At 70.6% G+C, this 18,313-nt stretch carries 16 protein-coding genes and 1 tRNA gene; 6 read left to right on the top strand and 11 right to left on the bottom strand.

What is annotated here, in order from left to right; translation table 11 throughout:
- Positions 1–45: 45 nt before the first annotated feature.
- From OG788_RS23150 to OG788_RS23125, 6 genes are all read right to left on the bottom strand, one after another.
- The gene (locus tag OG788_RS23150) at positions 46–948 is read right to left on the bottom strand and encodes an LLM class flavin-dependent oxidoreductase (RefSeq protein WP_406373168.1); all 903 of its coding nucleotides are present in this window, start codon (positions 946–948) and stop codon (positions 46–48) included.
- Between the two features lie 81 nt (positions 949–1,029).
- A complete protein-coding gene (locus OG788_RS23145; protein ID WP_406373166.1) occupies positions 1,030–1,578 on the bottom strand; it encodes an RNA 2'-phosphotransferase in 549 nt (182 codons plus the stop codon).
- A gap of 236 nt (positions 1,579–1,814) precedes the next feature.
- A complete protein-coding gene (locus OG788_RS23140; protein WP_406373165.1) occupies positions 1,815–2,759 on the bottom strand; it encodes a MerR family transcriptional regulator in 945 nt (314 codons plus the stop codon).
- Between the two features lie 25 nt (positions 2,760–2,784).
- Positions 2,785–3,705, bottom strand: a complete 921-nt coding sequence (locus OG788_RS23135) for a metal-dependent hydrolase (protein WP_406373163.1) — start codon at positions 3,703–3,705, stop codon at positions 2,785–2,787.
- Positions 3,706–3,800: 95 nt separating this feature from the next.
- Positions 3,801–5,570: an SDR family oxidoreductase gene (locus OG788_RS23130; RefSeq protein ID WP_406373161.1), complete on the bottom strand. Its 1,770-nt coding sequence runs from the start codon at positions 5,568–5,570 to the stop codon at positions 3,801–3,803.
- Positions 5,567–6,409, bottom strand: coding sequence for a M24 family metallopeptidase (locus tag OG788_RS23125; protein WP_406373160.1), 843 nt, complete (start codon positions 6,407–6,409; stop codon positions 5,567–5,569). The genes OG788_RS23130 and OG788_RS23125 overlap by 4 nt, the downstream gene beginning before the upstream one ends.
- A gap of 252 nt (positions 6,410–6,661) precedes the next feature.
- Between OG788_RS23125 and OG788_RS23120 the strand changes: the two genes are divergently transcribed.
- From OG788_RS23120 to OG788_RS23095, 6 genes are all read left to right on the top strand, one after another.
- Positions 6,662–7,678 carry an ABC transporter ATP-binding protein gene (locus OG788_RS23120; protein ID WP_351536346.1) on the top strand — a complete coding sequence of 339 codons (1,017 nt, stop codon included), beginning with the start codon at positions 6,662–6,664 and terminating at the stop codon, positions 7,676–7,678.
- Positions 7,668–8,573 carry an ABC transporter permease subunit gene (locus OG788_RS23115; protein WP_356746978.1) on the top strand — a complete coding sequence of 302 codons (906 nt, stop codon included), beginning with the start codon at positions 7,668–7,670 and terminating at the stop codon, positions 8,571–8,573. Before OG788_RS23120 ends, OG788_RS23115 begins: the two co-directional genes overlap by 11 nt.
- Positions 8,570–9,481 carry an ABC transporter ATP-binding protein gene (locus OG788_RS23110; protein WP_351536000.1) on the top strand — a complete coding sequence of 304 codons (912 nt, stop codon included), beginning with the start codon at positions 8,570–8,572 and terminating at the stop codon, positions 9,479–9,481. Before OG788_RS23115 ends, OG788_RS23110 begins: the two co-directional genes overlap by 4 nt.
- Positions 9,482–9,491: 10 nt before the next feature.
- Positions 9,492–10,211 (top strand): ABC transporter permease, encoded by a 720-nt coding sequence (locus OG788_RS23105; protein ID WP_356746976.1) that lies wholly within the window; start codon positions 9,492–9,494, stop codon positions 10,209–10,211.
- Positions 10,212–10,340: 129 nt separating this feature from the next.
- Complete coding sequence (locus tag OG788_RS23100; RefSeq protein ID WP_406373157.1) at positions 10,341–10,616, top strand: hypothetical protein; 276 nt, start codon at positions 10,341–10,343, stop codon at positions 10,614–10,616.
- 259 nt (positions 10,617–10,875) lie between these two features.
- A tRNA-Ser gene (locus tag OG788_RS23095) sits at positions 10,876–10,962 on the top strand.
- 115 nt (positions 10,963–11,077) lie between these two features.
- Here OG788_RS23095 and OG788_RS23090 read toward each other — a convergent pair.
- From OG788_RS23090 to OG788_RS23070, 5 genes are all read right to left on the bottom strand, one after another.
- Positions 11,078–11,932 (bottom strand): Cof-type HAD-IIB family hydrolase, encoded by an 855-nt coding sequence (locus OG788_RS23090; protein WP_351535992.1) that lies wholly within the window; start codon positions 11,930–11,932, stop codon positions 11,078–11,080.
- A complete protein-coding gene (gene serS / locus OG788_RS23085) occupies positions 11,929–13,206 on the bottom strand; it encodes a serine--tRNA ligase (protein ID WP_351535989.1) in 1,278 nt (425 codons plus the stop codon). The genes OG788_RS23090 and serS overlap by 4 nt, the downstream gene beginning before the upstream one ends.
- Before the next feature lie 572 nt (positions 13,207–13,778).
- On the bottom strand, positions 13,779–14,714 hold the full coding sequence (gene pheA, locus OG788_RS23080; protein ID WP_266760490.1) for a prephenate dehydratase: 936 nt from the start codon (positions 14,712–14,714) through the stop codon (positions 13,779–13,781).
- Positions 14,715–14,899: 185 nt separating this feature from the next.
- Complete coding sequence (efeB, locus tag OG788_RS23075) at positions 14,900–16,213, bottom strand: iron uptake transporter deferrochelatase/peroxidase subunit (protein ID WP_406373155.1); 1,314 nt, start codon at positions 16,211–16,213, stop codon at positions 14,900–14,902.
- Positions 16,214–16,221: 8 nt separating this feature from the next.
- Positions 16,222–18,312, bottom strand: a complete 2,091-nt coding sequence (locus OG788_RS23070) for a copper resistance CopC/CopD family protein (protein ID WP_406373153.1) — start codon at positions 18,310–18,312, stop codon at positions 16,222–16,224.
- Between the last annotated feature and the right edge of the window lies 1 nt (position 18,313).

The following is an 18,313-nucleotide window of genomic DNA, read 5'->3' as shown; positions in this document are numbered from 1 at the left end:
CAGCGCCGTTACACCCTGTCGAACCCGGGCTCGCGGCGACCGGTCTCAGGTCAGCTGAGAGACCGCTTCCAGGGCGATCCGCTCGAAGACCTTCTCGTCGGCGGCGAAGTCCGAGTCGGGGATCGGCCAGTGGATCACGATGTCGGTGAAGCCCAGCTCCTTGTGCCGGCCGGCGAAGTCGACGAACGCGTCGAGGGACTCCAGCGGGTGGCTCCGGTCGGGGGTGAATCCGGTCAGCAGGACCTTGTCGAGCTCCGCCGCGTCCCGGCCGATCTCGGCACAGGCGTCGGCCAGCTTGGCGACCTGCCCGCGAATGGCTTGAACCGACTGCTCGGGGGTGCCCGTCTCGTACAGCTTCGGGTCGCCGGTCGTCACCCACGCCTGCCCGTACCGGGCGGCGAGCCTCAGTCCGCGCGGGCCGGTGGCGGCCACCGCGAACGGCAGCCGGGGGCGCTGGACACAGCCCGGGATGTTGCGGGCCTCGTGCGCCGAGTAGAAATTGCCGCCGTACGAGACGGAGTCCTCGGTGAGGAGCCGGTCGAGCAGCGGGACGAACTCGCCGAAGCGGTCGGCGCGCTCACGCGGGGTCCAAGGGTCCTGACCCAGCGCGGTGGCGTCGAAACCGGTGCCGCCGGCGCCGATGCCCAGCGTGATCCGGCCGTTGGAGATGTCGTCGAGGGAGATCAGTTCCTTGGCGAGGGTCACCGGGTGCCGGAAGTTCGGCGAAGTCACGAGCGTGCCGAGGCGCAGTCGGTCGGTGACGGCGGCCGCCGCGGTCAGGGTCGGCACGGCCCCGAACCACGGGCCGTCGCGGAAGGTCCGCCAGGACAGATGGTCGTAGGTGAACGCGGTGCGGAAGCCGAGCTGCTCCGCACGCTGCCACGCGGAACGCCCGCCCTCGTGCCAGCGGACGTACGGCAGGATCACGGTGCTCAGACGCAGACTCATGTATCGAGCGTAAGCGGAGCCGGAGCGTGGTCGTGGCCCGCCTCGACGCGGCCCCCGCCCGGAGGCACCGGTACCCCCGGATCAGTGCGGCCCGGGAAACCGCAGGTACCGCGGGGGTACGGCCTCCGTCAGCCAGACGCCGTTGGCGCTGACCCGGAAGACATGGCCGTCGCGGTGCATGGCCGCCGCGTCCACCGAGAGCACGACCGGGCGGCCGCGGCGGGCGCCGACTCGGGTGGCGGTCTCCCGGTCCGGCGACAGGTGTACGTCGTGCCGGTTCATGGGCTTCAGGCCCTCGGCGCGGATCGCGTCCAGGTGGGGGGCGACGGTGCCGTGGTAGAGGTACGCCGGCGGGGTCGCCGGGGGCAGCCCGAGATCGACCTCGACGGAGTGGCCCTGACTGGCCCGGATCCGGGTCCCCTCGACGGCGAAGCGGCGCTTGTCGTTGTGGGCCACCACGTGATCGAGCTCGTCGCGGGTGAAATGAAAGCCGTGCGCGGCCGCCGCGGCGATCAGTGTGCCGATCTCGACCCAGCCGCCGTCGCCGAGCGTGAGGCCGATCCGCTCGGGCTGATGCCGCAGATGCTTCGAGAGGTACTTCGACACCTTCACGGTGCGTCTTTCGTCCATCCGATCATCCACCCGTCCGTTCATCCGCTCATCCGCCTGCCCATCCGTCCGCCCCTCAGTCTGTCCCCGAGTCCGGGTCCGTCCCTGCGTCCGTCCATCCGTCTGTTCCTTCATCTCGCCAGGGTGCCTGGCGAGAGACGAATCACGCATTTGATTTTGACGCGGAGGTTTGGTCCACAGCCAAGTCCTGTTATCCACAGGGGAATTGACGAAACTGTGGACAACACGCGGGCGTTTTAAGGTATTTCGTCAACAATGCTGTTTCGGGCGTGGTTTGCGGCCAGCCGGTCCAACGTGCGTGCCTGCAGCTCCCGTTCGGCGGCGGCGGTGACGAACTCGGCTGCGTTCTCCGCTCCAACCAGGAGCTCCACGGCGCGCATTGTCCCTGCCGAGACCTCCACCGTGCGCATGCTCTCCTGGTCCATCGGGGGTGGCCCCGCCGCGAGATGCCTGCTCAGATGGCGGGTGGCGAACAGCCGCATGGCACGGGCCAGTTCGGCGTCCACTGTCTGCTGCGCGAGCGGTCGCAGCCGCCGGACGAGCGAGGCCGCTTCGGCCGCTTCCGCGTCGGTCGGCGGATGTTCCCCGAGATAACGGGCGAAGACATGCTCCGTGGTGAACTCCAGGAAACGGGAGGCGATGTGCTCGACCTGACCTCTCAACTCCCGCAGATGGCTGGAGATCGCGGACAGCGGAACGCCCGCCGTGTACAACTCAACCGCCACGGACAGCTCTTGAGGGCTCGGAACGACGAAGGCGCCGTCCTCGCCCGGAATCGGCTCCAGCACGCCGAGCTCGACCGCGTCCGCCACCGCGGCGTCGTCGGGGCGGCCGCCGAACCGCTCGTCCAGCTCGGCCCGGGAGATCCGGGCGGCCTCCTCGTCGGTCCACGGGCCGTCGACCTCCGCGACCAGACCGAGTATCCCGCCGAGGCCCCGGCCCGCGTCCCAGGCCTCCAGGAGTTCCTTGATCGAGGCCAGCGTGTAGCCGCGGTCGAGGAGATCGGCGATCTGCCGCAGCCGCGCCAGATGGGCGTCCGCGTACACATTGGCACGGCCGCGCCGCTCGGGGCGGGGCAGCAGCCCGCGGTCCTGGTAGGCGCGGATCGTCCGGACCGTGGCGCCGCTGTGGTGCGCCAGGTCCTCGATGCGGTACGCGACCCCGCCCGGCTCGTCGCTCATCTCTCCCGCCCTCCCGCCCTCGGACCTATGAGGCCGCCGCCCGCCCGATCGCCCCCACCGCCGACCGCGCCGCGGGTGACTGCGCCAGATACTCGACGGCCCTGAGCAGCGAGCCCTCCTTCGACGGATGGTACGACCGCCGCAGATAGCGCGGTATGGCCGCGCCGAGCTCCTTCCAGGTGGGCAAGAGCCCTTTGCGCACAGCCTTGTTGTGTTCGCCGAGCGAGTAGCGCAGACGGCCGTCGAGCCGAGGGTCGTTACGGATCAGATAGGCGGCGCCCCACGCCCACATGTACAGCATCATCGGCACGGTGACCGCCATGCCCGCGAGCCGCCGGGCGTATCGGGGCGCGCCCTCGCCGCCGCAGTGCTGGTACATGTCGAAGGCCACAGCGCGGTGCTCGACCTCTTCGGCGCCGTGCCAGCGCAACAGGTCCAGCATGACCTCGTCGGCGTCGGCGAGATCCAGGCCCTCGGCCGTCAGCACCCAGTCGCCCAGCACCGCCGTGAACTGCTCGATCGCCGCGATCACCGACATCCGGAAGCGCAGCCACTCCCGGGCCGGGACCGGTACTCCCAGGGGCGGTTCGTCACCGAGCAGCTTCTCGAAGAGGAAGTCGACGTGCCGGGTGAAGTCGGCGGTGTCGAGCCGCTGCGCGGCGAGGTGGTCGAGGACATACGCGTGCTGCACGCTGTGCGTGGCCTCCTGGCCCATGAACCCCTTGACTTCCTTGAGGAGTTCGGGGTCGCGGACCAGCGGCAGGGCCTCCTTGAGGACCCTCACGAACCACCGCTCCCCGGCCGGCAGCAGCAGGTGCAGCACATTGATGACGTGGGTGGCGGTGGGCTCGTCCGGGATCCAGTGCAGCGGGGTGTCCTCCCAGTCGAAGGACACCCGTCTCGGGGCGATCGCGTGGTGACCGCCGCTCACAGTTTCCCCGCTCACGGTTCCCCCGCTCACGGTTCCCCCGCTCACGGTTCCTCCGCTCGCAGTGCTGCCGGAGGTGCCGGCCGCTTCCGTCGCGTCGCTCGCCCGCTCGGTCACAGCTTCGGCTCCATCCGGGCGATGGCGCGCAGCGCCCTGGGGGCGAAGCGGTGCATGAGGTGGGCGCCGCGCGCCTCCGGGGTGACCGGCACGAGCGCCTCGTTGCGGACCACCGCGCGCAGGATCGCGTCGGCGACCTTCTCCGGCGGGTAGTTGCGCAGCCCGTACAGCCGCGCCGACCGCTTCTGGCGCCGCTTCTCCTCGGTCGCGTCGACCCCGGCGAAGCGGGCGGTCGAGGTGATGTTGGTGTTGACGAAGCCCGGGCAGATCGCCGATACGCCGATGCCCTGCCCGGCCAGCTCCGCGCGCAGGCACTCGCTGAGCATCAGGACCGCCGCCTTGGAGGTGCTGTAGGCGGGCAGTGCCTTCGAGGGCTGGTACGCCGCCGCCGACGCGGTGTTGACGATGTGGCCGCCCTGCCCGCGTTCGGCCATCTGCCTGCCGAAGAGCCGGCAGCCGTGGATCACGCCCCACAGATTGACGTCGAGGACCTTCTTCCAGTCCTCCGGCGTGGTGTCGAAGAAGGAGCCGGACAGGCCGATCCCGGCGTTGTTCACCAGCACGTCCACCACGCCGTACTCGGTGGCGACCTTGTCGGCGAGTTTCTCCATGGCCTGCTCGTCCGAGACGTCGGCCGTCTCGGCCCAGGCCGCGGGTGAGCCGATCAGCCGGGACATCTCCGCCGTACGGGCCGCCGCATCGGCGTCCCGGTCGACGGCCACCACGCGGGCGCCGGCCTCGGCGAAGGCGAAGGCGGTGGCCCGCCCGATGCCGCTGCCCGCGCCGGTGACCAGCACCAGCTGGCCGCCGAACCGGTCGGCGTACTTGCCGGTGGCCGCCGGCTCGGGGGCGGGCATCCCGGCCTCGCGGCCCTCGTTGGCGGTCACGAACTCGAATATCCAGGCGGCCAGTTGGTCGGGGCGCGTCCGTGGAACCCAGTGCTTGGCCGGGAGTGTGCGGCGCACCAGCCGTGGAGCCCACGTCTCCAGCTCGTCGTAGAGCCGCTCGGAGAGGAAGGCGTCCCCGAGGGGCGTGACGAGCTGCACGGGCGCGTGCGCGAACGCGTCCTCGCGGGGACGGGCGATCCGGGGCCGTACGTTGTCGCGGTACAGCCATGCGCCGTGCGCCGCGTCGGAGGCCAGCGACGGGGTCGGGTACGCGCCCGCGGGCACCTTCTCGATCCGCTCGAGGATCTTCGGCCACTGCTTGCCCAGGGGGCCGCGCCAGGCCAGCTCGGGCAGCACCGGCGTGTGCAGCAGGTACACGTACCAGGACTTGGCGCCCTGGCCGAGGAGCTGACCGATCCGTCGCGGGGTGGGCCGCTTCGCCCGCTGCTTGATCCAGTGGCCGAGGTGGTCGAGGGACGGCCCGGACATCGACGTGAAGGACGCGATCCGGCCCTCGGTACGCGCGACCGTGACGAACTCCCACGACTGCACCGAACCCCAGTCGTGGCCCACCAGGTGCACCGGCTCGTCGGGGCTGACCGCGTCGATGACCGCCAGGAAGTCGTCGGTCAGCTTCTCCAGGGTGAACCCGCCGCGCAGCGGCTGCGGAGCCGTCGAACGGCCGTGTCCCCGGACGTCGTACAGCACGACATGGAAGCGGTCGGCGAGCCGGACGGCGACCTCGGACCACACCTCCTTGGAGTCGGGATAGCCGTGCACGAGCACCACGGTCGGCTGCCTGTCGTCGCCCAACTCGGCGACGCACAGCTCGACTCCGCCCGTCCGCACCCAGCGCTCGCGCGCGCCCACGAGACTCACTTGTCCTCCGCCCAGCGCCGCACATGCGGCAGATCGTCGTCGAGCCAGAACGCGCTCTGTTCGGGGTCCTTGGAGTCGGTGACGACCAGGATCTCCTCGAACTTCGCGCCCGTACCCCGGAAACCGAGGTGCGGTTCGACCGCCCACAGCCCCGGCCGGGGCGGGTGGTCGGAGAATGCGTACGGCGACCACAGAGGTGACCAGCCGTCCCGGTGCCCGTGCAGCGCGTCGCTCGCCAGCCCCTTCAGGGACTGGGTGCCGAATCCGAACAGGCGCGGTGACCAGGACCGCTCCGTCACCCGGTCCACCTTGTGCGCGATCACGCCGAACGGATACGCGCGGTGCCGGTTGGCATAGCCCTGGCGGGTCATGAGCCGGTCGACGTCCTCGTAGATCTCGCGCAGGGACCGCCGCTCACGCACCTCGCGCAGGATCAGCTCGCGGTGCGCCTCCAGATCGGCGAGCAGCTTGTCCTGCACGGGGTTCAGGCCGAGCGAGCCCGAATAGCCGATGTCCGCGGTGAAGCCCTTGTACACGGGGGCCATGTCGAGGATGAAGGGCATCCCCGGCTCCAGACGGCGGTTGGTGGGGAAGAACTGCAGCGGGATCCGGAAACCGACGAAGGCCGTGCGGTCACCGAACCAGGCGAAGGGCAGATGGAACCAGTCCCGCACCCCGCGCTCACGCAGCCACCGGCGCTGCATGCGCGCCGCCTCGCGTTCGGTGACGCCGGGCTTCAGCTGTGCCGCGACCGCTTCCGCGCACTCGTACGCGAGGCGCTGCACCTCTCTGAACCCCCGCAGTTCCGCGGAGAGTTCGCCTGCCACTGCCGTCGTCATGCCACCGCCCCACCCTGACCGCACCGACTGCGGTACGTGCCCGTAACTTGACACTGGCGAATGTGACAGTTGTTAGAGGCGGCGTCAATAGGTCCGTGGGGAACCTGTGGACAACCGGTCGGACCGGGACGGCTCCGGGCCGGTGTACCTGAGGGGGACCCCTACGGGCCCGTACGACTCGAGGCTGACGCGGATCCACCTCCGTGGGTTGACGACCCCTGTGGTGTGCGCCACTACCTTCGAATCGTGACTGTGATCGCGACCGAAAGCCTGAGCAAGCGGTTCCCCCGGGTGACCGCGCTTGACCGGCTCTCCGTGGACGTCGGGCCCGGTGTGACCGGACTCGTCGGAGCCAATGGAGCCGGCAAGTCCACACTGATCAAGATCCTGCTGGGTCTGTCCCCCGCCACCGAGGGCCGCGCGACCGTGCTCGGCCTCGACGTCGCCACCGAGGGCGGCGCCATCCGTGAGCGGGTCGGGTACATGCCCGAGCACGACTGCCTGCCGCCCGACGTCTCGGCCACCGAGTTCGTCGTCCACATGGCGCGGATGTCCGGGCTGCCGCCGGCCGCGGCCCGCGAGCGCACCGCGGACACCCTGCGCCATGTCGGTCTGTACGAGGAGCGCTACCGCCCCATCGGCGGCTACTCGACGGGCATGAAGCAGCGCGTCAAACTCGCGCAGGCCCTCGTCCACGACCCCCAGCTGGTCTTCCTGGACGAACCGACCAACGGCCTGGACCCGGTCGGCCGCGACGACATGCTCGGGCTGATCCGCCGCATCCACACGGACTTCGGCATCTCGGTCCTGGTCACCTCGCACCTCCTGGGCGAACTGGAGCGCACCTGCGACCACGTCGTCGTCGTCGACGGCGGCAAACTGCTCCGCTCCAGCTCCACCACGGACTTCACCCAGACCACCACGACCCTGGCCATCGAGGTCACCGACACCGACGAGCACCCGGACGGCACGGCCGCGGTCCGCGAGGTGCTCCACGCGCGCGGTGTCGAGACCCACGACGGCAGCGGCCTGCCGGGCGCCGGACACATCCTGCTGCTGACCACCGAGAGCGAGGACACCTACGACCTCGTCCGCGACGTGGTCGCCGACCTCGGCCTGGGACTGGTGCGCATGGAACAGCGCAGGCACCACATCGCCGAGGTCTTCAAGGACAGCGACGAGCAGCGCACGAAGGACGAGCGCGCGGCGAGCGCCGATCCGCGCACCGGCGACGAGCAGCGGAAGGAGGCGGTCGGCCATGGCGGTTGAGCAGCCCCTCACCCAGCGCGGTGAGCAGTCCCGTATCCACAACATCGGCTACCGCAACTACGACGGCCCGCGCCTCGGCCGCGCCTACGCCCGCCGTTCCCTCTACTCGCAGTCCCTGCGCGGTGCCTACGGCCTCGGCCGCTCGGTCAAGTCCAAGGTCCTGCCGATGCTGCTCTTCGTGGTGATGTGCGTCCCCGCACTCATCATGGTGGCCGTCGCGGTCGCCACCAAGGCGAAGGACCTGCCCGTCGACTACACGCGCTACGCCGTGATCATGCAGGCCGTCATCGGCCTGTACGTCGCCTCGCAGGGCCCCCAGGCGGTCTCCCGCGACCTGCGCTTCAAGACCGTGCCGCTGTACTTCTCGCGTCCCATAGAGACCAGCGACTACGTGCGGGCCAAGTACGCGGCGCTGGCCTCGGCGCTGTTCATCCTCACGGCCGCCCCGCTGATCGTGCTCTACGTGGGGGCGCTCCTGGCCAAGCTCGACTTCGCCGACCAGACGAAGGGCTTCGGACAGGGGCTGGTCTCCGTGGCACTGCTCTCGCTGCTCTTCGCGGGCATCGGCCTGGTCATCTCGGCGGTCACCCCGCGCCGCGGCTTCGGCATCGCGGCCGTCATCGCCGCCCTGACCATCTCCTACGGAGCGGTCTCCACCGTCCAGGCCATCGCGTTCGAGCAGTCCAGCGGCGACGTCGTCCCGTGGCTCGGGCTCTTCTCGCCGATCACGCTCATCGACGGAGTGCAGACGGCCTTCCTCGGCGCCTCCTCCGCCTTCCCCGGAGAGGTGGGCCCCTCGTCCGGGCAGGGCGTCGTCTACCTCATCGTCGTCCTGGGTCTCATCGCGGGCTGCTACGGCCTCCTGATGCGCCGCTACCGAAAGGTCGGGCTGTGACCACGCTCAACATCGACCACGTCTCGCGCTGGTTCGGCAACGTGGTGGCGGTCAACGACATCACGATGACGATCGGCCCCGGCGTCACCGGCCTGCTCGGCCCGAACGGCGCCGGCAAGTCCACCCTCATCAACATGATGGGCGGCTTCCTCGCCCCCTCGACCGGCACCGTCACCCTCGACGGCCGGCCGACCTGGCGCAACGAGGACATCTACCGGCACATCGGCATCGTCCCCGAACGCGAGGCGATGTACGACTTCCTCACCGGGCGCGAATTCGTCGTCGCCAACGCGGAGCTGCACGGCCTCGGCGCGAAGTCCGCCCAGCGGGCTCTCGCCACGGTCGAGATGGAGTACGCGCAGGACCGCAAGATCTCCACGTACTCCAAGGGCATGCGGCAGCGCGTGAAGATGGCGTCCGCACTGGTCCACGACCCGTCGCTGCTGCTGCTCGACGAGCCCTTCAACGGCATGGACCCGCGCCAGCGCATGCAGCTCATGGATCTGCTGCGCCGCATGGGCGACGAGGGCCGCACCGTGCTGTTCTCGTCCCACATCCTCGAAGAGGTGGAGCAACTGGCCGCCCACATCGAGGTGATCGTCGCCGGACGGCACGCGGCGAGCGGCGACTTCCGGCGCATCCGCCGGCTGATGACCGACCGCCCGCACCGCTACCTGGTCCGCTCCAGCGACGACCGGGCTCTGGCCGCCGCGCTGATCGCCGACCCGTCGACGTCCGGCATCGAGGTCGACCTCGCCGAGGGCGCGCTGCGCATCCAGGCCGTCGACTTCGGCCGGTTCACCGCCCTGCTGCCGAAGGTCGCGCGTGAGCACGGCATCCGGCTGCTGACGGTGTCGCCGTCCGACGAGTCCCTGGAATCCGTCTTCTCGTATCTTGTCGCGGCGTAGGAGGCCGAAGATGTACGACCCCACAGTCGCCCGGCTCACCTATCGGGGCCTGCTCGGCCGCCGCCGGGCCCTCATCCTCGGCGTCCTGCCCGTCCTGCTCATCGTGATCTCCCTGGCCGTCCGGAGCTTCTCCGGAGCGGACGACCAGGTGGCCTCGGACCTGCTCGGCGGGTTCGCGCTCGCCACCATGGTGCCGATCATCGGCGTCATCGCCGGTACGGGAGCGATCGGGCCCGAGATCGACGACGGCTCGGTGGTGTATCTGCTGGCCAAGCCCCTGAAGCGGCCCACGATCATCTTCACCAAGCTGATCGTCGCGATCGCCGTCACCATGGCGTTCTCGGCGGTGCCGACCTTCATCGCGGGCATGATCCTCAACGGCAACGGCCAGCAGATCGCCGTCGCCTACACCGTGGCCGCCCTGGTCGCCTCGATCGCCTACGCCGCGATGTTCCTGCTCCTCGGGACCGTGACCCGGCACGCGGTGGTCTTCGGACTCGTCTACGCGCTCGTCTGGGAGGCCCTGTTCGGGTCACTGGTGTCCGGCGCGCGCACGCTCAGCGTCCAGCAGTGGGCGCTCGCCGTGGGCCACAAGGTGACCGGCGGCGAACTCGTCACCTCGGACGTGGGCCTGCCGACCGCGACGGTTCTGCTGATCCTGGTCACCGTCCTCGCCACCTGGTACGCCGGGCAGCGGCTGCGGTCGCTGACGCTGGCCGGCGAGGAGTGACCGTGGGCTCTTCGCGCGCGGCGCCGGTCACCGGGCACGCGCGCGAAGAGCCCCTTTTTTCTTGACAGCGGCTTCATCCCTGTCCGGGCACACTGGCCGAACGGGGACGCACGGCCAGGAGGAACCGGGATGGCATCCGAGGAACCACGGGGTGACGGCCGCGAAGAGGCCGGGGACGGGTCAGGGGCCAGGTCCGAGGGCACTGCTGGGGAGCCGTGGGACGACCTCGTCCTGGACGAGAACTTCATACGGTCCGCGGAGACGGCCGAGCCGTCGGCCCGCGCGCGCATGCTCGCCGCCCGTTGGCGCGGGGGAGGACCCGATCCGCAGCCCTGGCGCTCGGACGAGCCGCCCGCCGGGTGGTTCTTCAGCAAGGGGCGCCGGCGCAGGTGGCGCCGCAAGTGAGGCCCCGCGGGGGCGGCCTTTAATCAGTGGCGCCCAAGTCGGCGTACGGGCACAGTGGTTGTGTCCACCCGCCGCATCGAGCCGGCGCCACATTCTGGGAGAGGAGCGCGACGATGTTCATCAGGAGCAGTACGTCGAGCTCCCGACAGGGCAGCCCGCGGCGGGTTCCGGAGTAGTTACCCCTCCGTCGAACCCGCTCGCACGGGGAGCTGCCCGGGGCGGCCGCTTCGAGCGCGCGTCACGCGCGGGCCGCCCACCCGGAGGATTGGCCGAGTGGAAAGGCACCGGCTTGCTAAGCCGTGGTCGGGGGTGAAACCCCGCGCGCGTTCGATCCGCGCATCCTCCGCAAGACGTTCGCACGCGACCAGCCGGCCGGCAGCACCGTCCGATCCCCGCCCGACAGTTCCGACCGGCTCCCGCCCGGCAGCGGCCACCAGCCGCCGCTGCCGCCCCGGCGACCGCTACGACTGCGCCAGCAACCGTTCCAGCACCACCGCGATGCCGTCCTCCTCGTTCGAGGACGTCACCTCGTCCGCGATCGCCTTGAGGTCGTCGTGGGCGTTGGCCATGGCCACCCCGTGTGCCGCCCAGGCGAACATCGGGAGGTCGTTCGGCATGTCGCCGAAGGCGATGGTGTCCGCCGCCTTGACGCCGAGGCGCCGGGCCGCCAGGGACAGTCCCGTCGCCTTGGAGAGGCCGAGGGGGAGGAGTTCCACTATCCCCGCGCCCGCCATCGTCACACCGACGAGTCCGCCCGCGACCTCCACGGCCACGGCCGCGAGCTCGTCGTCGGAGAGCGTCGGGTGCTGGACGTACACCTTGTTCAGAGGGGCCGACCAGAGGTCCGACGCGTCCTTGATCGGGACGACCGGCAGTGAGCCGTCCAGCCTGCGGTAGCCGGGGCCGACCAGCACCTCGCCGTCGAGCCCGTCGCGGCTCGCGGCCAGCAGCAGCGGGCCGACCTCCGCCTCGATCTTGGCCAGAGCGAGACCGGCCAGCTGCCGGTCCAGGGTCACCGAGGTGAGCAGCCGGTGCTCCCCCGCGTCGTAGACCTGTGCGCCCTGACCGCAGACCGCGAGGCCCTGGTAGCCGAGGTCGTCGAGGATGTGCCGCGTCCAGGGCACCGCGCGCCCGGTGACGACGATGTGGGCGGCGCCCGTCGCCGTCACGGCGGCGAGCGCCTCACGCGTACGGGCCGAGACCGTCTCGTCGGGACGCAGCAGCGTCCCGTCGAGATCGGTCGCGACGAGCTTGTACGGGAACGCCCCCGGCCCGGAGGCCCCGGACGCTCCCGTCGAACCGGTGGTGCTGGTCACTTGGAGATCGGCTCCAGAACCTCACGGCCGCCCAGGTAGGGGCGCAGTACCTCGGGAACGCGTACCGAACCGTCGGCGAGCTGGTGGTTCTCCAGGATCGCGACGATGGTGCGCGGGACGGCGCACAGCGTGCCGTTCAGTGTGGCGAGCGGCTGGACCTTCTTGCCGTCGCGCATACGGACGGACAGGCGGCGGGCCTGGAAGCCGTCGCAGTTGGAGGCCGAGGTCAGCTCGCGGTACTTGCCCTGGGTCGGGATCCACGCCTCGCAGTCGAACTTGCGGGAGGCCGAGGAACCCAGGTCGCCGCTCGCGACGTCGATCACCTGGAAGGGCAGTTCGAGGCCGGACAGCCACTGCTTCTCCCACTCGAGGAGCCGCTTGTGCTCGTTCTCGGCGTCCGCGGGGTCGACGTACGAGAACATCTCGACCTTGTCGAACTGGTGCACGCGGAAGATGCCGCGGGTGTCCTTGCCGTAGGTTCCGGCCTCGCGCCGGAAGCACGGCGAGAAACCGGCGTAGCGCATCGGCAGCTTGTCGGCGTCCAGGATCTCGTCCATGTGGTACGCCGCGAGGGGTACCTCGGAGGTGCCGACCAGGTAGTAGTCGTCCTTCTCCAGGTGGTACACGTTCTCGGCGGCCTGGCCGAGGAAGCCGGTGCCCTCCATGGCGCGCGGGCGGACCAGCGCGGGGGTCAGCATCGGCGTGAAGCCGGCCTCGGTGGCCTGCGCGATCGCCGCGTTGACGAGGGCGAGCTCCAGGAGCGCGCCGACGCCCGTCAGGTAGTAGAAGCGCGAGCCGGACACCTTGGCGCCGCGCTCGACGTCGATGGCGCCCAGCGACTCGCCGAGCTCCAGGTGGTCCTTGGGCTCGAAGCCCTCGGCGGCGAAGTCGCGGATGGTGCCGTGCGTCTCCAGGACGACGAAGTCCTCTTCGCCGCCGACCGGGACGTCGGGGTGCACCAGGTTGCCGAGCTGCAGGAGGAGCCGCTTGGTCTCCTCGTCCGCCTCGTTCTGTTCGGCGTCCGCGGCCTTGACGTCGGTCTTGAGCTGCTCGGCCTTCTTCAGCAGCTCGGCGCGCTCGTCCGGGGAGGCCTTGGGGATCAGCTTGCCGAGCGCCTTCTGTTCGGAGCGCAGCTCGTCGAAGCGGACGCCGGACGACCTGCGCCGCTCGTCGGCGGAGAGGAGGGAGTCGACGAGCGCGACGTCCTCTCCACGGGCGCGCTGGGAGGCGCGAACACGGTCGGGGTCCTCACGGAGCAGGCGAAGGTCAATCACCCCTCAAGGCTACCGGTGCGGGCTTCCGGCCAACGACTCGATATTCCGGAGCGTGAGGGCTGTCACGGTATGAGTGAAATGCCGGACTGAATCCCTTGATCACCGATCGACGTCAATGAAAAGGGGCCTACTCCCTGAAACGGGGCAGGGCGCGCCTTACCGGTTGACTGGATTTCCTTGCGGGGGACGGGACTTGCGAGCCGGGTTGTCCACAGGAATCCGTCCCCTCGGATAGTTATCCACAGGCTGTGTGGAAGATCTGTGGATGTCGGAATTGATCATTCCGAGTACCCTTCGGCGGCTGAGGAATTCCCGGTTCAAACCCTCCCTACACCCACTTTCGGGTGTAAATGATTCCCTCCATAGGGTTGATCAATGGAAAAGGGTAGACGAAGGGTGACGTGCGAGGGTGTGGAAGGACTTGGGCCCAGTAGCCGATTTGTCGATGATGTAGTGCTTCGTTGTCGACTTGTCCCCAGGTCGAGAAGCACACCTGTGGATAACATCTGTGGATGACGAAAATCAGCAGGTAGGACCGTGAGGAAACGCTCGGACGGGTGTGGACCCGTGGCTCAGAACCGGCCGTCCGCGCAGCGCGCCAGCCAGTCCGACGCGGCCGAGAACGCGTCGTCCGACGTCCCGGGCCGCAGCGGCCGTACATCCTCCAGGCCGACACCGGCCCGCGGATAGGAACCGAGGAAGCGCACCTGGGGACAGATCCGCTTGAGACCCATCAGCGCCTCGCCCACCCGGCGGTCGGTGATATGGCCCTCGGCGTCCACCGAGAAGCAGTAATTGCCGATGCCCTGGCCGGTCGGGCGGGACTCGATGCGCATCAGGTTGACGCCGCGCACGGCGAACTCCTGCAGCAGTTCGAGCAGTGCGCCGGGGTGGTCGTCGCCGAGCCAGATGACCACGGAGGTCTTGTCGGCGCCGGTCGGTGCCGCCGGCCGGGCCGGGCGGCCGACCAGCACGAAGCGGGTCTCGGCGTTCGCCGCGTCGTGGATCTCGGTCACCAGGGGCTCGAGACCGTATGTGGCCGCGGCGAACTCACCCGCGAAGGCCGCGTCGAAGCGGCCCTCCTGGACCAGCCGGGCGCCGTCCGCGTTCGACGCCGCCGACTCCCACAGGGCGTCCGGCAGGTGCGCGGCCAGCCAGTTGCGGACCTGGGGCTGGGCGACCGGGTGACCGGTGACCGTCTTGACGTCCTTCAGCGCGGTGCCGGGCCTGACCAGCAGGGCGAAGGCGATCGGCAGCACGACCTCGCGGTAGATCATCAGCTGGTCGCCCTTGGCGAGCTCGTCGAGCGTGGCGGTGACACCGCCCTCGACGGAGTTCTCGATCGGGACGAGCGCGCCCGCGGCCTGGCCGCCTCGCACCGCGTCGAGCGCGGCCGGGACGGACACCATGGGCACCAGCTCCCGCGTCGCGGCCTCGGGAAGCGTGCGGAGGGCGGCCTCGGTGAATGTTCCCTCGGGGCCGAGATAGGTGTAGCGCGTCGCCGACATACCGTCACCCTAATGGGCCCTGCCCCACGCGGCTCACGCCCGAGGAATCGGTGACACGCACGCGTGACGGGCACCCGGGCACCCAGGGGACACAGGCGCCCCGGGCACCCAGGGACCCTGGCGCTCAGTCCTCCGGTACCGGGCCCCGGCACCGGAAGGTCCCGTGGCCCTCCAGCGCAGGTCCCCTAGCCCTCCAGCAGCCGCTGTCCCACGTACTCCCCCTCCGCCGCGCCGCCCGGAACCGCGAACAGTCCGCTCGACTCGTGGCGGATGAACGTCGAGAGCGCGTCGCCGCGGTCGAGTTTGCGCTGGACAGGGACGAAGCCGCGCACCGGATCGGCCTGCCAGCAGACGAACAGCAGGCCGGCGTCGGGCACCCCGTCGGCGTCGATGCCGTCGTGGAAGGAGAAGGGACGGCGCAGCATCGCGGCGCCGCCGTTCTGGTCGGGCCGGGTGATCCGGGCGTGCGCGTTGATGGGGACGACCAGATTGCCGTCGGCGTCGGTCCTGTCCAGGTCCATCGCGGTGGTCTCGGTGCCGCCGCTCAACGGCGCCCCGGTGGATTTCCTCCGCCCGATGACGTCCTCCTGGGCCTTGCCCGAGAGCTTCTCCCAGTCGTCGAGCAGCATCCGGATGCGGCGGACGACGGCGTACGAGCCGTTCGCCATCCATTCCGGGTCGCCGGAGGCGGGCACGAAGACACGCCCGTCGAAGTCGGGCTCGGACGGCTTCGGATTGCGGGTGCCGTCGATCTGGCCCATCAGGTTGCGCGCGGTCATCGGCTCGGCGGTGGCGCCCGGCGAGCGGTTGAAACCGTTCATCTGCCAGCGCACCCGTGCCGCGCTGCCCGCGTCCTTCTGGATCGCCCGCAGGGCGTGGAAGGCGACGAGGGCGTCGTTCGCGCCGATCTGCACCCACAGGTCGCCGTTGCTGCGGGCCTTGTCGAGGTGGTCGGAGGAGAAGTCGGGCAACGGGTCGAGGGCGACCGGACGCTGCTTCTCCAGGCCCGTACGCGCGAAGAAGCTGTGTCCGAAACCGAAGGTGACGGTCAGGGAGGACGGCCCGGCGTCGCGTGCGACGTCCGTGTCCTCGTGGGCCGCGGCCTCGCCCGTCATCAGCCGCCGGGCCGTCTCCGACCAGCGGCGCAGCAGTGCGGTGGCCTCCCTGCGGCCCGAGCCGGCCGCCAGGTCGAAGGCGACGAGATGGCCGCGTGCCTGGAGCGCGGTGGTGATGCCGGGCTGATGTTTCCCGTGAAACATCACCGCGTCCATGCCGACCGACGCCAGCGGGGTGGCCTTCTCGGCCGAGGGCGCCGCGGTGTACCCCACGGCCGCCCCCGCCGCTCCGAGGGCGAGCCCGGTGGCGCCCGCCGTGCCCAGCAGCCGGCGCCGCGACATGACCCCCTTCGGGGAGGCGTTCGAAGACGCGGCGTCGGGGGACGCCTCGGGGGAGGGCGTCTCGCGGGCGGAGGAGGTCCCGGGGGTGGACTGGTCAGCCATGGTCAGGTTCAGCCGATCTGCGCGTTCTTGTTCACGGTGGCCTGGTCGATGTCCGAGGTACGCACGGTCACCGCGATCTTCCAGTCACCCGCCATGGGGATCTGCACCCCGCTCGCCGTCCAGTGTCCGGTGGCGATCCGGTCGGGGGTCACGGGCAGCGGGCCGACGTCCTTCGAGGCGAGCGTGAAGGCGACCTTCACCTCCGGCACGTCGAAGGCCTTGCCGTTCGGCCGGACCACGAAGACATGCATCTCGTTGCCGCCGACACGGGCCGGGTCGAGGGTGACCTCCACCGTGCCCTTGCCGTCCTCGCCGCCGGTGTCGAACGGGATCTTCAGGGACAGCGGTCCGGACCGCTGCGAGGCGGACGCCGTGGCCTGCTGGGCCGCCTCCTCCGTACGCCCCGGCTCGGTGGCCGTCAGCGCGGTCGTGACCGCGAGCAGGACGACCGCGACCCCGGCCTCGGCCAGCACCGAGCGGCGCAGACCCGAGCGGTGCGGGTCGGCGTCGCGGACCCGCTTGTCGCGCGCGGAGGCCACGGCGGCCTGCTGCCGGGCGAGCTGTGCGGCGCGCCGGGAGTCGGCGGGGACGGGGGCGGGCGTCCTGCGCGCCGAACGCTGCTCCATCAGGGCTGCCGCCACGGCTTCGGGGGCCGGTGCCTGAGCCAGCTGGGCGGTCCAGCGCCGCGAGATCCACGCGATGCCCACGAGGAGCGCCACCAGGCCGACCTTCACGAGCAGCAGCTGCCCGTACGTCGTGTCGGTGAGCGCCGGCCAGGAGCCGACCTGTCGCCACGACTGGTAGATCCCGGTCGCGACCAGGACGAGGACACCGCCGAACGCGAGGCGGGAGAACCGGCGCACGGCCGCCGCCTCGATCTGCGCTTCCGCCGGCGCCCGGAACAGGGCCACCAGCAGTGTCGACAGACCGCCGAGCCAGACGGCGACCGCCAGCAGATGCAGGACGTCGACGGGCATCGCGATGCCCGCCTGGATGCCGGTCGAGGCGTGCTCGGCCATCGCCCAGGTCGCGGCGAGGCCGGCCGCGACGACCGCGCCTCCGATGGCGAGTCCGAAGGTGAGGTCCTTCTTCTCCGCGGCCAGATCGTCGGTGTCCGGGGCGGCGTGGGGTCCGCTGTCCGAGGTCTCGCCCGATTCCGTGGTCACGACCTCGGCCGACTCGACGCCCGCGGTCTTCGTGGCGGTGGCAGCCGTCGCGCCGACAGCCGTCGCTGCGGCGGTCGCCTTCGCACCGCTCGCCGTCGCGACGGCGGTGTTCCCGGAGGCGGACTCGGCCGCCGCCCGTTCGTCCTCGTCCCGCTTGGCGTACGCGCCGAAGAGCACCGCGATGAACAGCGCGGCCGCGGCGAGCAGCAGCAGCCGCGACACAAGTGCCGCGCCCGACTTGGTCTGCAGCACCTGCCCGAGCAGCGTCAGGTCGAAGATGTCGCCGACCTTGCCGGAGCCGACGTACGACCCGCGCAGGAGCAGCAGAGCGAGCGTGGACGCGGTCAGCGTGAGCCATCCGGAGACCACGAGCCGCTGCACCGGCCGGATGCCGGAGCCCCGCTGCCAGCAGGCCAGCACGAAGGCGGCGCCGCCGACGAGCAGGATGAATCCTGCGTACGAGAAGTAGCGCGCCGCTCCGTAGAGGAAGCCCACGACGCCGCCGCCCACCGCCTGGTCGGACAGGGCGACGGAGGTCTGCGAGGGGGCGCCGATGGAGAAGGTGAAGGCGCCGGAGACGGGATGGCTGTCCGCCGACACCACTTGGTAGGTGACGGTGAACGTGCCGTCGGGCAGCCCCGCGTGCAGCTTCACGCCGTACGTGGTGCCGCCCAGGTTGCTCGCGCCGCCGGCGTCGACCCGCTTGCCCTTGGGGTCGAGCACGCGGAGCGCGCCGTCGCCGAGCGAGACCTGCTCGGAGAAGGTGAGCGAGATCTGGGTGGGGGCCTTGTCGACCACCGATCCCTGCTTCGGGTCGCTCCCGGTCAGCGCGGCGTGCGCGGAGGCGGGCGTGGCGCCGGCCAGGAGCGCGCCGGTGACGGCGAGGAACAGCAGCAGGAGGGTCCGGAAGCGGGAGGCGATGGTCAGTGTCACG

It is taken from the genome of Streptomyces sp. NBC_00647, assembly GCF_045207245.1.
Classification (GTDB): Bacteria; Actinomycetota; Actinomycetes; order Streptomycetales; family Streptomycetaceae; genus Streptomyces.
Note: the sequence above shows the minus strand (reverse complement) of the source record. Positions and strands in the feature narration are given on the sequence as shown.

Excerpts from the sequence above, each read along its gene's own strand:
- OG788_RS23150 (WP_406373168.1), bottom strand. The coding sequence starts at position 948 with ATGAGTCTGCGTCTGAGCACCGTGATCCTGCCGTACGTCCGCTGGCAC.
- OG788_RS23145 (WP_406373166.1), bottom strand. The coding sequence starts at position 1,578 with ATGGACGAAAGACGCACCGTGAAGGTGTCGAAGTACCTCTCGAAGCAT.
- OG788_RS23140 (WP_406373165.1), bottom strand. The coding sequence starts at position 2,759 with ATGAGCGACGAGCCGGGCGGGGTCGCGTACCGCATCGAGGACCTGGCG.
- OG788_RS23125 (WP_406373160.1), bottom strand. The coding sequence starts at position 6,409 with ATGACGACGGCAGTGGCAGGCGAACTCTCCGCGGAACTGCGGGGGTTC.
- OG788_RS23115 (WP_356746978.1), top strand. The coding sequence starts at position 7,668 with ATGGCGGTTGAGCAGCCCCTCACCCAGCGCGGTGAGCAGTCCCGTATC.
- OG788_RS23105 (WP_356746976.1), top strand. The coding sequence starts at position 9,492 with ATGTACGACCCCACAGTCGCCCGGCTCACCTATCGGGGCCTGCTCGGC.
- OG788_RS23100 (WP_406373157.1), top strand. The coding sequence starts at position 10,341 with ATGGCATCCGAGGAACCACGGGGTGACGGCCGCGAAGAGGCCGGGGAC.
- pheA (WP_266760490.1), bottom strand. The coding sequence starts at position 14,714 with ATGTCGGCGACGCGCTACACCTATCTCGGCCCCGAGGGAACATTCACC.
- efeB (WP_406373155.1), bottom strand. The coding sequence starts at position 16,213 with ATGGCTGACCAGTCCACCCCCGGGACCTCCTCCGCCCGCGAGACGCCC.